Source organism: Proteiniphilum sp. UBA5384, assembly GCF_002410825.1.
In the GTDB taxonomy this organism is placed as follows: Bacteria; Bacteroidota; Bacteroidia; order Bacteroidales; family Dysgonomonadaceae; genus Proteiniphilum.
Map to the genome: position 1 here is coordinate 169,827 of NZ_DHOS01000010.1, position 13,019 is coordinate 182,845.

At 44.5% G+C, this 13,019-nt stretch carries 14 protein-coding genes; 8 read left to right on the plus strand and 6 right to left on the minus strand.

Going from position 1 to position 13,019, the window contains the following annotated elements:
- The 4 genes from mgtE to B4G81_RS03600 form a co-directional block, all read right to left on the minus strand.
- Nucleotides 1-1,031, minus strand: a 1,031-nt coding sequence (mgtE, locus tag B4G81_RS03585; protein ID WP_294080196.1) for a magnesium transporter, incomplete at its 3' end; no start/stop codon positions are given.
- Nucleotides 1,032-1,214: 183 nt separating this feature from the next.
- Complete coding sequence (locus B4G81_RS03590; protein WP_294080197.1) at nt 1,215-1,748, minus strand: RsmD family RNA methyltransferase; 534 nt, start codon at nt 1,746-1,748, stop codon at nt 1,215-1,217.
- A complete protein-coding gene (locus B4G81_RS03595) occupies nt 1,739-2,554 on the minus strand; it encodes a DUF3822 family protein (protein ID WP_294080198.1) in 816 nt (271 codons plus the stop codon). The genes B4G81_RS03590 and B4G81_RS03595 overlap by 10 nt, the downstream gene beginning before the upstream one ends.
- 20 nt (nt 2,555-2,574) lie before the next feature.
- On the minus strand, nt 2,575-3,279 hold the full coding sequence (locus B4G81_RS03600; protein WP_294080199.1) for a hypothetical protein: 705 nt from the start codon (nt 3,277-3,279) through the stop codon (nt 2,575-2,577).
- A 117-nt stretch (nt 3,280-3,396) separates the two neighbouring features.
- Between B4G81_RS03600 and B4G81_RS03605 the strand changes: the two genes are divergently transcribed.
- The 5 genes from B4G81_RS03605 to B4G81_RS03625 all read left to right on the plus strand — a co-directional run bounded on the left by B4G81_RS03605 (nt 3,397) and on the right by B4G81_RS03625 (nt 7,961).
- Nucleotides 3,397-4,821 (plus strand): ATP-dependent DNA helicase, encoded by a 1,425-nt coding sequence (locus B4G81_RS03605; RefSeq protein WP_294080200.1) that lies wholly within the window; start codon nt 3,397-3,399, stop codon nt 4,819-4,821.
- A gap of 55 nt (nt 4,822-4,876) precedes the next feature.
- Nucleotides 4,877-5,644: a hypothetical protein gene (locus tag B4G81_RS03610; protein WP_294080201.1), complete on the plus strand. Its 768-nt coding sequence runs from the start codon at nt 4,877-4,879 to the stop codon at nt 5,642-5,644.
- Between the two features lie 18 nt (nt 5,645-5,662).
- On the plus strand, nt 5,663-6,331 hold the full coding sequence (gene rsmI / locus B4G81_RS03615; RefSeq protein WP_294080202.1) for a 16S rRNA (cytidine(1402)-2'-O)-methyltransferase: 669 nt from the start codon (nt 5,663-5,665) through the stop codon (nt 6,329-6,331).
- Between the two features lie 64 nt (nt 6,332-6,395).
- Complete coding sequence (locus B4G81_RS03620) at nt 6,396-7,250, plus strand: hypothetical protein (protein ID WP_294080203.1); 855 nt, start codon at nt 6,396-6,398, stop codon at nt 7,248-7,250.
- A gap of 18 nt (nt 7,251-7,268) precedes the next feature.
- Nucleotides 7,269-7,961, plus strand: a complete 693-nt coding sequence (locus B4G81_RS03625) for a YjjG family noncanonical pyrimidine nucleotidase (RefSeq protein ID WP_294080204.1) — start codon at nt 7,269-7,271, stop codon at nt 7,959-7,961.
- On the opposite strand, the gene B4G81_RS03630 is transcribed toward B4G81_RS03625, so the two are convergent.
- Nucleotides 7,945-9,219 (minus strand): arginine deiminase family protein, encoded by a 1,275-nt coding sequence (locus tag B4G81_RS03630; RefSeq protein ID WP_294080205.1) that lies wholly within the window; start codon nt 9,217-9,219, stop codon nt 7,945-7,947. The two genes, B4G81_RS03625 and B4G81_RS03630, sit on opposite strands and share 17 nt — an antisense overlap.
- A gap of 34 nt (nt 9,220-9,253) precedes the next feature.
- On the minus strand, nt 9,254-9,760 hold the full coding sequence (locus B4G81_RS03635; protein ID WP_294080206.1) for a flavodoxin: 507 nt from the start codon (nt 9,758-9,760) through the stop codon (nt 9,254-9,256).
- A 406-nt stretch (nt 9,761-10,166) separates the two neighbouring features.
- Between B4G81_RS03635 and B4G81_RS03640 the strand changes: the two genes are divergently transcribed.
- Genes B4G81_RS03640 through B4G81_RS03650 form a run of 3 tightly spaced genes read left to right on the plus strand, consistent with a single transcriptional unit; the run spans nt 10,167 to nt 12,968 of the window.
- Entirely contained in the window at nt 10,167-11,279 is a 1,113-nt protein-coding gene (locus tag B4G81_RS03640) for an NEW3 domain-containing protein (protein ID WP_414703163.1), read from the plus strand.
- A 2-nt stretch (nt 11,280-11,281) separates the two neighbouring features.
- Entirely contained in the window at nt 11,282-12,019 is a 738-nt protein-coding gene (locus tag B4G81_RS03645) for an ABC transporter ATP-binding protein (RefSeq protein WP_294080208.1), read from the plus strand.
- Nucleotides 12,012-12,968: an ABC transporter permease gene (locus B4G81_RS03650; protein WP_294080209.1), complete on the plus strand. Its 957-nt coding sequence runs from the start codon at nt 12,012-12,014 to the stop codon at nt 12,966-12,968. Before B4G81_RS03645 ends, B4G81_RS03650 begins: the two co-directional genes overlap by 8 nt.
- Nucleotides 12,969-13,019 lie beyond the last annotated feature (51 nt).

The window sequence follows — 13,019 nt, forward strand, 5'->3', positions numbered from 1 at the left end:
TCACCCAGGGCCAGGGTACGAATCATCAGTGTGGCGGATTGTGAGCCTGCATTCCCTCCACTGTTTATCAATAACGGTAGAAAAAATACCAGAGCAACGACCGATTCAATCACATTCTCAAATCTCGACATGGCATATCCCGAGAAAACATTCACGAACACCAATACCATTAGCCAACCTATCCGTTTCTTGTAGAGAAAAGAAGCACTTGCCAACAAGGGATTGATCACCGCATCCTGCATGGCGCTGAACTTATGGAAGTCTTCCGTATCTTCTTCTTCTGCCACATCAAAAATATCATCAATCGTAACAATACCGAGTAGTGTATTGGTAGTGTCCACAACGGGTAAAGCCACACGATTGTAATCCTTAAAGACCTGTATGGCTGTTTCCTGATCATCAAAAGCGTTTAGTACCACGACTTTATGATCGATCAGGTCCTCTATCTTTTCATCCTGGCCGGCGAGCAATATATCGCGGATAGGGAGGTCGGCAATCAATCTCCAGTGCTGGTTTACCACATAAACCACCTCCAGGGTCTCGGCCTCTTTCCCGAAGCGGCGGATATGTTGCAATGTCTCAGCGACGGTAAAGTGGGATTTTACCGCTACATACTGGGGTGTCATCAATCGCCCGATACTCTCTTCGGGATAACCAAGGAGCTGCGTGGTTTTTTTCAGGTTTTCGGTGCTCAGCAACTGCATCAATTGCTGGGCCACTTTGCCGGGTAACTCCTCAAACAGTGCGGTACGGTCATCCGGATTCATGTCATTCATCAGGTCGGTAAGGCGTGATGCATGGTGCGCCAACCCGTCAATGATTTCAACCTGTTTGTCGGAATGGAGTTCGCTGAAGACTTCCGTAGCCTCTTTCCCGGGAAGAAGGCGGAAAAAGATAATGGATTGAAATGGATTGCTATGCTCAATGAGGGAGGTAATATCGGGAACATCCAATTTAATGAGTTCCGTTTTCAGGGTAGCCCATGCCCTCTCTTTTATGAGTTTCTGAAAATTGAATTGGGTATCTGTCATCGCACTCTCCTTTCTACTTTGCCTGAAAGGAGGGTATCCATTTACAGGTCAAAGATTTTACATTGATTATATTTTCGGGAATCTTCGTCCATTTGACAATTTGTTATTAAAGGGTGACAAATATACGCTATTTTTTTGGAAAAACCGACAAAGAGTGAAGAGAAAAAGAAGGCTGGGCAGGATTTAAAACTCAAAGAAGGAAAAATGTACATTTCCATATTTGCGTTCTTCTTTGAAATGTGGCAGATGTGAAAAATTGAATTTCTTGGAATGTTCCATGACAAAAAATCCCCCCTCTTTGACCAATTGTTTATTGATGATAATTTCGGGAATCTTTCCCGCGGCGGGTAGATCATAAGGAGGGTCAGCAAAAATAAAGTCGAATGATTGTTTTAGAGATTGCAGGAATTTCAAAACATCCGCTTTTACCGGAAACAATTCCTTTGCCCCGAGTTTTTCCTGAGCCATGCAGATAAAGTTAAAGTGATTTTGGTTCTGTTCCACGCTCATCACATAAGGACATCCCCTCGAAATCAATTCAAAAGCGATACTGCCTGTGCCGGAAAAGAGATCCAAGGCCGTTGTTTCTTCCCAGTCAAGGAGGTTGTTGAGCACATTAAAAAGCCCCTCTTTCGCAAAATCGGTAGTAGGACGTGCTTTCAGATTCGAGGGAACCTGAATTCTCCTGGATTTGTATTTTCCTCCGATTATACGCATAAGCCTGCCAATATATCAGTGGGGAGTGATTTCTTTTGCTCATCTGTCAGCATCACCTTCGGATTCAATTCCGGTTGCCCTATATGCCGGATCAGTTTTCGTAATAACTCGACGGAGGTTTGTTGGGAATCGATATCACCGGATAGATAGAGCTTGTCGGTTGACTGGTCAAATCCTGATTTCTCCCATATGCTGGCGATGAAATAAGTGGCATCATGTGGGTCGGTAGCCGGAAATGTATTTGTCGAAATTAATTTGTGACCGGCATAACAAACGATGGTCACATATCTGTCATGAAAATCAGTGAAGCAATATTTTCCGCTTTCTTCACCTATATAGGATCTGAATAATGCAGTAAGGAGGGAGTTGTGATGATGGAATGTGGGGTTGCATAAACTCCGGGCAAGAAATGCATGGACTTCTTCATCCAGATTGAAAATAATTTGCAGTTCATTATCGGCAACTCTATCAGTGAGAACAATACCCTCCGTATTATGGAAATTAAACCGGAATATTTCTTCAATCCGTTTCTTATCAAAATATATTTTGGGAACAAGCGTGTAAAAAGGGGAGACCACGGTTACTTTTACCCGGTTGAAAGCCTGGCTGAGAAAACCTAAATCGAAAATCAGTTTTTTGATATTATCTATGTAGGAGAGCTTGCCGCTTAGTTCGGTTTCCTGAAAATGAAAAATCGTAGGATCTCCCGGACAATAAATATAAAAAGAAAATCCATTCGGCGATAGCCGAATGGATAAATTGTATCTTTCCGAATAAGCCAGGTCGATATTTTCAGGTAAAAACATACAATAAATAAGGGAAGCTATTATTCCCAGTTACCGGCGTTATTGTTAGCTACTTCAAGTGAACCTACCTGCATTCCGGGATACCTCTTGCCCGGGCGGTCAAGTACCTCCTGGATTTTCTGGTCCAACAGTTTGTCGTTTAAATCACTTAAATAGCTGGTAAAGGGCGTCTTTGCCTCGAATACCTGTACCGGATATCCGGAGGCAGTGATCAGTGAATCGACTCCCATTTCAAATTTTACTCCATTCCCATAAGGTACAAACGCCAGGGAATCGGGGCTGAAATTACGACGATTCGGATATAATACCTCAACAGCAGGAGAATATATGGAGTCTCTCACTAACTGGGGGCCATTTTTCGTTTCGTCCCAGAGACCTGCATCCTTGATGGCTTTTTCATTTCCCGACCTGATAATCTGCATGGCTTTTGCTTCGGTCATGCCGGCTTCCAATTGCGCTTCAGTGAGATCTCCTGCTTTTACTACCGTAGCAATTCTTCCATCCTTTACAAAGTGGATCAGCGTGTCGAAACTAGCTGTGTAAGAACCGCCCTGAGCCCGCAAAGCGGCTTGAGCCGTACGGATATCCACCAAACGTTGGATAACGGCCTTATCACGTTTTGCTACTTCAGCATTAAAATCAATCGGTCCTTGGATACTTCTCCAGCAAATGTAAGCCAAAAGAATAATGGCTACTGCTAAAAGCACTCTCATTACAACTTTCATGGACTTTTCCTTTTTAAATATTTATACTGTTTAAATTTTGATTTTCTGATTTTAGACTACAAATTTAGAAAAAGAATGATAATTGTGCTACTTTTACGGGAAAAAATACCAAAAAAAATGGTAAATCGGTTTTTTATTGAGAGAATCAGTGCGAATTTCCCATTCAACTTTACAAATGACCAGATGAATGCCTTGGAAAAGATCGCCGGTTTTCTTTTTTCAGGGATCGATGATCAGATATTTTTGCTTACAGGGTATGCCGGTACCGGAAAGTCATCTCTTATCGGAAGTCTTGTCAGAACAATGATTGAATTTAGGCAAAAGGCAATTTTGTTGGCTCCCACCGGAAGAGCAGCCAAAGTTTTTTCGGGTTATGCAGACCAGCAGGCACTGACCATCCATAAAAAAATATACCGTCAGCAGAAATTTGGTGAAGGATCACCTCACTTTTCCCTCTCTGAAAACTTACACACACATACACTTTTTATTGTGGATGAAGCATCGATGATTAGTAATGAATCATCTGATTTTTCTGTTTTTGGGACGGGTAGATTGCTGGATGATTTGGTGGAGTATGTCTATTCTGCCCGGGGATGCAGGATGCTTCTTATAGGAGATAGTGCGCAGTTGCCTCCGGTGAAACAGAAGAACAGTCCTGCACTCGACAAGGACATCCTGCGTTCTTATTCGTTGCAGGTCGCCGATGCAATGCTAACCCAAATCGTGCGTCAGGAAGAAGAATCGGGTGTCTTGTATAATGCTACTGCACTCAGGAATGCATTGAGGTTTCAAAATACGAATGACTATCCAAAGCTGCATGTGAAGGGCTTTGTAGATGTGATACGTATTACCGGAATGGATCTTATCGATGAGATAGCCAATGCCTACCAAAAGGACGGAATGGACGAAACTATCGTTATTTCACGATCCAATAAACGGGTGAACGCCTATAATAATGGGATAAGAAATAGGGTCCTATACCGTGAAGAAGAGATCTCTTCGGGAGATATACTGATGATTACCAGGAATAATTATTTCTGGGTGGAGAATTTTGAAGAACTTGATTTCCTGGCCAACGGGGAATTTGTGGAAGTCCGTCGGATAAGGGGTGAAGAGGAGATGTATGGATTCAGGTTTTGCAATGTGTTACTGTATCATCGGGATTATGAAGTTGAATTCGAAGCCAAAATTATCTTAGATGCGTTGCATACCGAGGTACCCGGATTGACCCGTGAACAGAATGATCAACTGTTTTTTAACGTGATGGAGGATTATGCTGATATTTCCCGCAAGCGGGAGAGGTATAAGCAGGTGAAGTTAAATCCATGGTTCAACGCTTTGCAAGTCAAGTACGGATATGCGGTTACCTGCCATAAAGCACAGGGAGGGGAATGGCAGAATGTGTTCCTCGATTTGGGATATATCCAGCAATCATATATGGGAGAGAACTTTTACCGTTGGCTTTATACCTCTATCACCCGCAGTTCTCGGAAGTTATTTCTTGTGAATTTACCTGATGATTTTGTGGCACATCCCAAATAATGATTACTTTTGTAATTTGTAAGATGCCGGAATGTTTCCGGTAAAAGGATGTTGAATGTCGGAAAAAAGAAAAGAATATATTGACCAGCTTTTGGGTGAACTGAAGCTATTGGAAGAACGTCTCCTTTCTGTCAAGGAAAATGATGCCTTGCCCTTCTCTTTCTTCAGTGCCTCTTTCGACCGGATAGAAAAGATATCACGGTCGCTCCACGAATTGGAACTGATGCAGATCGGAGAGATGAAAGAGCAAATGGAACGGTTAATCCTGTTTCTGTCTGAAAATTCTTCCCGGGAAACGGAGGACATTCTTTCAAAAAGAAAAAATGCTTTTGAAAAACAGGCAAATGAGCCGGTAGAAAATAACCCGGTAGAAAGTAGCCCCCCGATAGAAAATGATTCGGTAGAACGGAAAGAAGTTATAGTGGAACAAGAGACCCATATCGCTGAAAAGGTGATCTTTCCTGAGTATCGCAATCCGCGAATAACTGAGCCGACTCCCTCTTCCCGGGTAGTCACAGAGCAGGCAATACCCGAAAGAAACGGGGACGAAAATTCTGTAAAGCCCCGATCCCTGAACGATATTATCCAGGCAACCCCTGCATTGGTAGACTTGAAGAGAGGAATCAGTCTTAACGATCGTTTCCTGTTCCAGAGAGAATTATTCAATAATAACCGGGAGGAGATGAACCGGGTAATAGATAAATTAAATACTTTTGGTAATTTCGAGGAAGTAGAGAATTATCTGAGGAGCAAGCATGACTGGAATTTCGAAGACCAAACGGTAAAGGATTTTCTCTTTGTCATCAAAAAAGGCTTTCATTAACACGAAAAGCAAAGAGGCATGGGTAAACTGTTTGTGGTACCTACACCGGTAGGAAATCTGGAGGATATGACACTGCGGGCCATCAGGATTCTTAAGGAATGTGATTTGATCCTTGCAGAAGATACACGTACAAGTGGTGTGCTGTTGAAACATTTCGGAATACAAACACGCGCACAGTCCCATCATAAATTTAATGAACACCGGACGGTAGCGCCTCTGGTAGAGCAGCTAAAAGGCGGTAAAAAAATCGCATTGATATCGGATGCCGGCACTCCGGCTATTTCAGATCCCGGATTTTTACTTATACGATCATGTGTGCAGGATGGAGTGGAAGTGGAGTGTCTTCCGGGAGCAACTGCTTTTGTGCCGGCCCTGGTGGAATCGGGATTGCCGGCTGATCGTTTTTGTTTCGAAGGGTTTCTTCCACAGAAGAAAGGACGGCAGACCAAATTGCAACAATTGGCAGAAGAGGAACGCACCATGATTTTTTATGAATCACCCTACCGCGTGGTAAAGACGCTTTCGCAACTGGCAGAAAATATGGGTAATGATCGTGCTGCTTCAGTCTCAAGGGAGATATCGAAGGTATATGCAGAAACCGTGAGAGGTACGCTGGGGGAGTTGGTGATTCACTTTACCGGGAACGAACCAAGGGGAGAATTTGTGATCGTCGTATCAGGGAAGTAATAATCTATTGAACAAACTATTTTATAGAGTTAATCGTTAATTAAAGAAGAAAAATTTGAATCGTATGAAAAAGATTGGAATACTGTTTTTTGTTGTGGGGCTTATTGTCTCATGTACAAATGTAAGAGAATCGAAAGAGTATAAGGAGCTTCAGGCTCAACGTGACTCTCTGTTACAGCAGTCTGCCGGCAGTGAAGCTGAGGCTGCGGAAATGATGGCTGTAATCAGTGAAGTGGAGGAGAATTTTGCCAAAATAAGGGAGGCAGAAAAATATATCTCCACACAATCGGCACAGAGTGGAGAAATGAATCAGGCTACCCGTGATAAGGTAAAGGATAATTTCGAGATGATCAACGAAATACTGCAACGTAACAAGAAGCAGTTGGATGAGTTGAATCGTAAATCCAGCAGTAGTAACAAGGAAGTTGCTTCGTTAAAAAATACTATTAACCGGTTGAATAACGAGATGAAAGAAAGTTCTGCCCGCCTTGTGGAATTGCAGGAACAACTGGCACAGAAAGATGAACAGATCATGCAACTCTCACAGGATATCGCTTCACTTGCGCGGGAATCCGAAACCCAATCTGCTACTATCCAGGAACAAGACAGGTCATTGCATACGGCTTACTATGTCTTTGGTACGGCCAATGAACTGAAAGACCAAAAAATACTTTCGGGAGGATTTCTACAGCAGACAAGGGTACTGCAAGACACTTTCAATAAGGATTATTTCCTGAAAATAGATATCCGGGAAGTAACCGAGATACCGTTATATGCTTCAAGAGGCAAACTCTGGTCTACGCACCCTGAAGGTACATATGAGTTTGTAAAAGGCAGCGACGGGAAGCTGACTTTCCAGATCACCGACACGCAACGTTTCTGGAGCCTCACTAAATATCTGATTATTGAAGTGAATTGATAGGGGCTTTTTTTATTGATGCAATACAAAAATCTTTTTATTGATTTGGATGATACCCTTTGGGATATCCACTTAAACGGGAAAGAATGCCTGGAGGAGATTTACCGGGACTATGGATATGACAGGTTCTATCCTGATTTCGAAGCCTATTATAATGTATATATGCCTTCGAATCATCATTTATGGGCTCTCTACAGGCAGGGAGACATTACAAAAGATAAACTTATCATAGAGCGTTTTCTGGTCCCTGTAAGGGAGTTCGGAATTGATGATCCCGGATATGCAAAACGGCTGAGTGATGATTTTCTGGAGAGAACTACCCGTAAGACCAGGTTGATTGACGGGACAATGGACCTGCTGGATTATCTCAAACCCAAATACAGGATGCATATTCTCTCTAACGGGTTCAGGGAGGTACAATTCAAGAAGATAGAAAACTCCGGCCTTGCGCCTTATTTCGATAAGATAATCCTATCGGAGGATGCGGGAATCAATAAGCCGCATCCTGATATGTTTACTTATGCATTAAAGAACACCAACTCCCGGCGCGACCAGACGGTAATGATCGGTGATAGTTGGGATGCTGATATCGTGGGGGCATGGAAAAGCCGTATTACGCAGATATGGTATAACCCGGAAGAGATTGCGCCGGAAGGTTTTGCACCAACTTATACTGTGCAAACGCTGGGAGAGATCAAGGAAATTCTGTAGTAGTCCGCCGCAAAGGCATGGTCATACACCTTGGGCCTCCACCTCCACGGGGGAGTTCAGACCCTTCGAGGGTGATCACGCAATTTCCGGACGAAGCAATATCCCGTTGACCGTTGATTATATCGGCCGCTTTCACCACTTCAAACCCGTTTTTGTGCAATTCTTCCAATGTGTGGATATTCCTTGCGTACGAAATTACCTTGCCCGGTGCAAGCGCCAAAAAGTTGGCACCACTATGCCACTGTTCCCTCTCCTGGTCCCAATCGTCGGACTTACCGCCACATACGATCGGCGTGAGGTCGACTCCCAGTTTTCGCAAAATGCCTAGGATGCCGCTTACCGAAGATATTTTGGTAACCTTGCCATTATCGATTTGCATATGCACTGTCTGGTAGGGAGTGTTGTTCATGATCAGCGGTTTGTAAATCATTGCCTTGTCGTGGTCGAGCAAGGTAAAGACCATATCGAGATGGATGAATGATTCGGGTGATCCGGGCAGTTGCTGCACGATCACATGTTTCTTACCCGAGCCGGTCTTGCAGAACTCCTGCACCAGCAAGTCAATGCCTTGTGCGCTGGTCCTTACGCCATTGCCGATCAATAAGATGTCATCCCGCACTACAAGTATGTCACCACCCTCCATCATTACGAGCGGGTTGTCTTGCGACAAGTCGTAACCGTTCACCACATTTCCATTAAAAAAGAGACCGCTTCTGAAGATGGCATCCATGATAAGTGATTCCCGTACCCTAACGCTATTGGCCATTTTACATACCAAGGCGTTGTTTCCGATGACAGCCGAGGGATCCCGTGTAAAATAATAGTTGTAGAGAGGTTTTAGGGCGTAATACTCTTCACGCAGGAAATCGGCCAGGGTATTGACTTGTAATGGAAGACCCTCGATCAGCACTTTGGTAAGGGCCGAAGCCGATAGTTCCATCAGAGAATCAATATAGCCTGTTGCCTGTTCCAAAGTGCAGATCTTCCGCACCAGATCATCCTTCAAGTCTTCGTGTTCCAATACCTTTATCAGCAAATCCGCGACTTCGTATACATCGGATGTTTTTTTCAGTACGGCCAGGAGTTGGTCATATTCTCTTCTGGCAATGGAAAGGTTCAATATGTCACTATATAGAGCCCTTTGCGCATGCCGGGGGGTCATGTTTTCCACCTCGGCGCCGGGATAATGAACCAGTACGGCTTCCAGTTTTCCCGTCTCGGACTGGATTTGTAATGTGCACTTCTTTTCTTTGGACATAATAAAAATCAATTAATCCATAGGAATACGGTTCCTACTCGAAATAGGGTTTCAGAGTTTCCAGCCAGTTGACGATACGCTCTTCGGTCAACTCAGGCTCATAATCATCATCCAACGGCAGTCCTACAAATTTCCCGTCTTTTAATGCTCTGGAGTATTCAAAATCATATCCTTCGGGAGATACCTCACCTATGACGGTAGCCCCTTTCTGAACGACGATTTCATACAATATGCCTATCGCATCCACATATGAACTGGGATAAATAGATGCGTCACCTAGTCCAAAAATGGCGATGGTCTTTTCTGACAAATCCAGCTTTTCAAACTTGGGATAGAAATCATTCCAATCGTCCTGTAAGTCCTGTACGCCCCAGGTGGACACACCCAGGATCAATACGTCATGGGTAAGGAACGGCGTTTCATCGCCTTCATAGATATCTACAAGGGTGGGAGAGTAATCAGCCAACAGTTCGGCCATCTTTTCCGCCGCATTCTTGGTGTGTTCGGTGCTCGAACCGTAAATAATCGCGATAGACTTCATAAGAGAATATTTTTATGTGATTTTATCCAGTTAATCACGCAAAGTTAATATAAGTTTTAAAACAGCCAAAACCCATATATCCGATTCCCTCCTGTCATGATAGGCGGCATGACGCTTCCCCTCCTTATCTTTCTGTTTTTTAGAAATATTTAAATGTCATCACGGACCTTTTTTGTAAAAAATAACAGCTTCGCTTTTTTCTTCTTCTTAATTTTGTATCGCTGTTTTCGCAGCTTTCATTCTGAATAACAGTTTTATTTTTTGACTGGTTCTCTTTGATCAGTATTTTTTGATGCATGCCCTTGGGGGCGTTGCATTAATATTTTTGCGGTATAGGCAATAAAATTCTATTATAATATATCGTAATTGTGAATGAGCTATGATGAAATGTAGATTGAAATTTTGGATGATTCTTTTTATGGGCTTCACGGCCCTCATGCATGCGGAAGAGATTGAAAAGCAGATGCTACTCTACACACCTTACACCAGGATTTCTGTTCCGCCGGGAGAAACCATCAATTACAGTATCGACATTGTGAATGAGACGGAGCGTCTCAAAAATCCCGATATTTCCGTCAGCGGCATACCCCGCGGATGGGAATGGGAAGTGAAATCGGGCAGTTATATCGTCACACAGCTTGCCGTCATGCCCAATGATAAAAAATCGTTTAACCTTCAGGTGACAGTCCCCCTGCAGGTGAACAAGGGAACCTATCGTTTTATGGTGCGTGCGGGAGAAGCTGAACTGCCTCTCTCGGTGACGGTATCCTCGCAAGGGACTTTTAAAACCGAGTTCACCACTGGTCAACCCAATATGCAGGGCAATGCCAAGTCGAATTTCAACTTCAATGCCAATCTGAACAACAAGACTGCGGAAACGCAGCTTTATGCCTTGATGGCGACCGCGCCACGGGGGTGGAATGTTGTTTTCCGCGCAGGAGGAAAACAGGCCACGTCGGCACAGGTGGAGCCGAACACCACGGAGAATATCAGTATTGAGATCACACCGCCGGGAAACGTGGAGGCGGGAACCTATAAAATCCCTGTGCAGGCGACCACCGGAAGCACTTCCGACGAATTGGAACTCGAAGTGGTGGTGACCGGGTCTTACGATATGGAGCTTACTACTCCCAGGGGGTTGTTAAGTTCGGACATCACGGCCGGAGATACAAAACGTATTGATTTGGTAGTAAACAATGCCGGATCGGCAGAGTTGAAGGATATAAAACTGTCGTCGAACAAACCCGTCGATTGGGAAGTGAGCTTTGAACCGGCTTCTGTGGAGACGTTAAAGGCCGGTGAGACCGCCAATATCCAAGCGGTTGTCAGGGCTTCTAAAAAAGCGATTCCCGGTGATTATGTCTTGAATATCAGTGCCAATACCCCCGAGGTGAATAAAAGCGCGAGTTTCAGGATGACCGTGAAAACGCCTCTGCTATGGGGATGGATAGGAGTGTCCATTATTCTGGCGGTGGCAGGAACAATTTTTTATCTGTTCCGGAAATACGGAAGGAGGTAAAGATGGATCAGCATGTAATTGAGTTGACCGGCCTGACAAAACGGTACGGCAATTTCACGGCCGTGGACAATCTCGACCTGTGCATACGAAGGGGGGAGATTTTCGGCCTCCTCGGACCCAATGGTGCCGGGAAATCGACTGCTATTCTGATGATCTTGGGCTTGACGGAACCTACCGCCGGGAGTGTATCCGTTTGTGGAATCAATCCCATTACCTCACCGGTGGAAGTAAAAAGAAAGGTTGGTTATCTTCCTGAAGATGTTGGGTTTTATGAAGATATGACCGGTTTGGAGAACCTCGTTTATACGGCGGAATTGAACGGAATTCATAGCCAAGAGGCACGTGAAAGAGCCATGTCCCTACTGCATCGTGTGGGATTGGGTGACGAGACGGAGAAACGGACCGGAAAATATTCAAAGGGGATGCGCCAAAGACTCGGATTGGCTGATGTGCTGATCAAAAATCCCGAAATTATCATTCTCGATGAACCCACTTCTGGTATAGATCCGGCCGGCGTGCAGGATTTTATCCATCTGATACGCCATTTAAGTCATGAAAACGGCTTGACTGTACTCTTTTCCTCGCATCACCTGCATCAGGTGCAGCAACTGTGTGACCGGGTGGGGTTATTCGGGAATGGGCGTTTACTGGCCCTGATCGATATCAATGAGTTGCAGCATAAACCGGGAGAATTGGAAGAGGTGTATAACCGTTATTTAGGAGGGAATGCACATGAATAATATATTTAACTCTTTCCGGGTGATAGTACGGAAAGAGATATCCGATTACATGAGAAGCCGCAAGGCGGTTATTTTGATCATTCTTATTGCATTGACCTGTATGGGCTCGCTCTATACAGCCCTGAGCAACATTGGAGAAACTGTGAAACAGGGAGCTGCCGATGATAATTTCCTGTTTCTGAAATTGTTCACCGCATCCGATGGTGCTTTACCTTCGTTTGCTGTTTTCATCGGTTTCCTGGGTCCCCTACTGGGGATCGCACTGGGGTTTGACGCCATCAATACCGAACAGAATAAAGGGACTTTAAGCCGCTTGCTTTCGCAACCAATATACCGGGACTATATCCTGAACGCGAAATGGATTGCGGCACTTTTTGTGATTGGTATCATGTTGTTTGCCCTCGGCTTTCTGGTGATGGGTTTCGGGTTGGTATTCATCGGAATACCACCGACCGCCGAGGAGTTCTGCCGTATTGTGGTCTTCCTGCTCCTTTCGATGGTTTATATTGCATTTTGGCTCAACTTGGCACTCTTCTTTTCTATCAGAAGTAAGCAGCCTGCCACATCGGCATTGGCGGGAATATCGGTATGGCTCTTTTTCAGCGTCTTCTATAATATCCTCATGAATGTGGTGGGTAAGGCGTTGAGGCCTTCCCCCATGGCGATGCCCGACCAGATTGTCCATTATCAGAAGTTTATGTTGAATTTGCTGCGGTTTTCACCCGGGGAATTGTTTCAGGAAATCACGATGACCATGCTGATGCCTTCGGTGAGGAGCCTTGGCCCACTGACTTTTGAGCAGATGGATGGTGCTATTCCCAGTCCCCTGTCGTTGGGGCAAAGCATACTGGTGGTATGGCCGCAACTCACGGGATTGATTTCCATCACGCTCCTCTTTTTTATGTTGGCCTATATCTCATTTATGCGGAAAGAGGTGCGGTCGAGGTGACGGAAAACCGTTGTTTGTTTTGTCTGTACGGGATTTTTATGCATCTTTGCA

Coding starts and splice junctions, on each gene's coding strand:
- B4G81_RS03635 (WP_294080206.1), bottom strand. CDS start 9,760: ATGAAGTCTATCGCGATTATTTACGGTTCGAGCACCGAACACACCAAG.
- B4G81_RS03610 (WP_294080201.1), top strand. CDS start 4,877: ATGTCGGAAAAAAGAAAAGAATATATTGACCAGCTTTTGGGTGAACTG.
- B4G81_RS03620 (WP_294080203.1), top strand. CDS start 6,396: ATGAAAAAGATTGGAATACTGTTTTTTGTTGTGGGGCTTATTGTCTCA.
- B4G81_RS03650 (WP_294080209.1), top strand. CDS start 12,012: ATGAATAATATATTTAACTCTTTCCGGGTGATAGTACGGAAAGAGATA.
- B4G81_RS03630 (WP_294080205.1), bottom strand. CDS start 9,219: ATGTCCAAAGAAAAGAAGTGCACATTACAAATCCAGTCCGAGACGGGA.
- B4G81_RS03595 (WP_294080198.1), bottom strand. CDS start 2,554: ATGTTTTTACCTGAAAATATCGACCTGGCTTATTCGGAAAGATACAAT.
- B4G81_RS03590 (WP_294080197.1), bottom strand. CDS start 1,748: ATGCGTATAATCGGAGGAAAATACAAATCCAGGAGAATTCAGGTTCCC.
- rsmI (WP_294080202.1), top strand. CDS start 5,663: ATGGGTAAACTGTTTGTGGTACCTACACCGGTAGGAAATCTGGAGGAT.
- B4G81_RS03640 (WP_414703163.1), top strand. CDS start 10,167: ATGATTCTTTTTATGGGCTTCACGGCCCTCATGCATGCGGAAGAGATT.
- B4G81_RS03625 (WP_294080204.1), top strand. CDS start 7,269: ATGCAATACAAAAATCTTTTTATTGATTTGGATGATACCCTTTGGGAT.
- B4G81_RS03605 (WP_294080200.1), top strand. CDS start 3,397: ATGGTAAATCGGTTTTTTATTGAGAGAATCAGTGCGAATTTCCCATTC.
- B4G81_RS03645 (WP_294080208.1), top strand. CDS start 11,282: ATGGATCAGCATGTAATTGAGTTGACCGGCCTGACAAAACGGTACGGC.
- B4G81_RS03600 (WP_294080199.1), bottom strand. CDS start 3,279: ATGAAAGTTGTAATGAGAGTGCTTTTAGCAGTAGCCATTATTCTTTTG.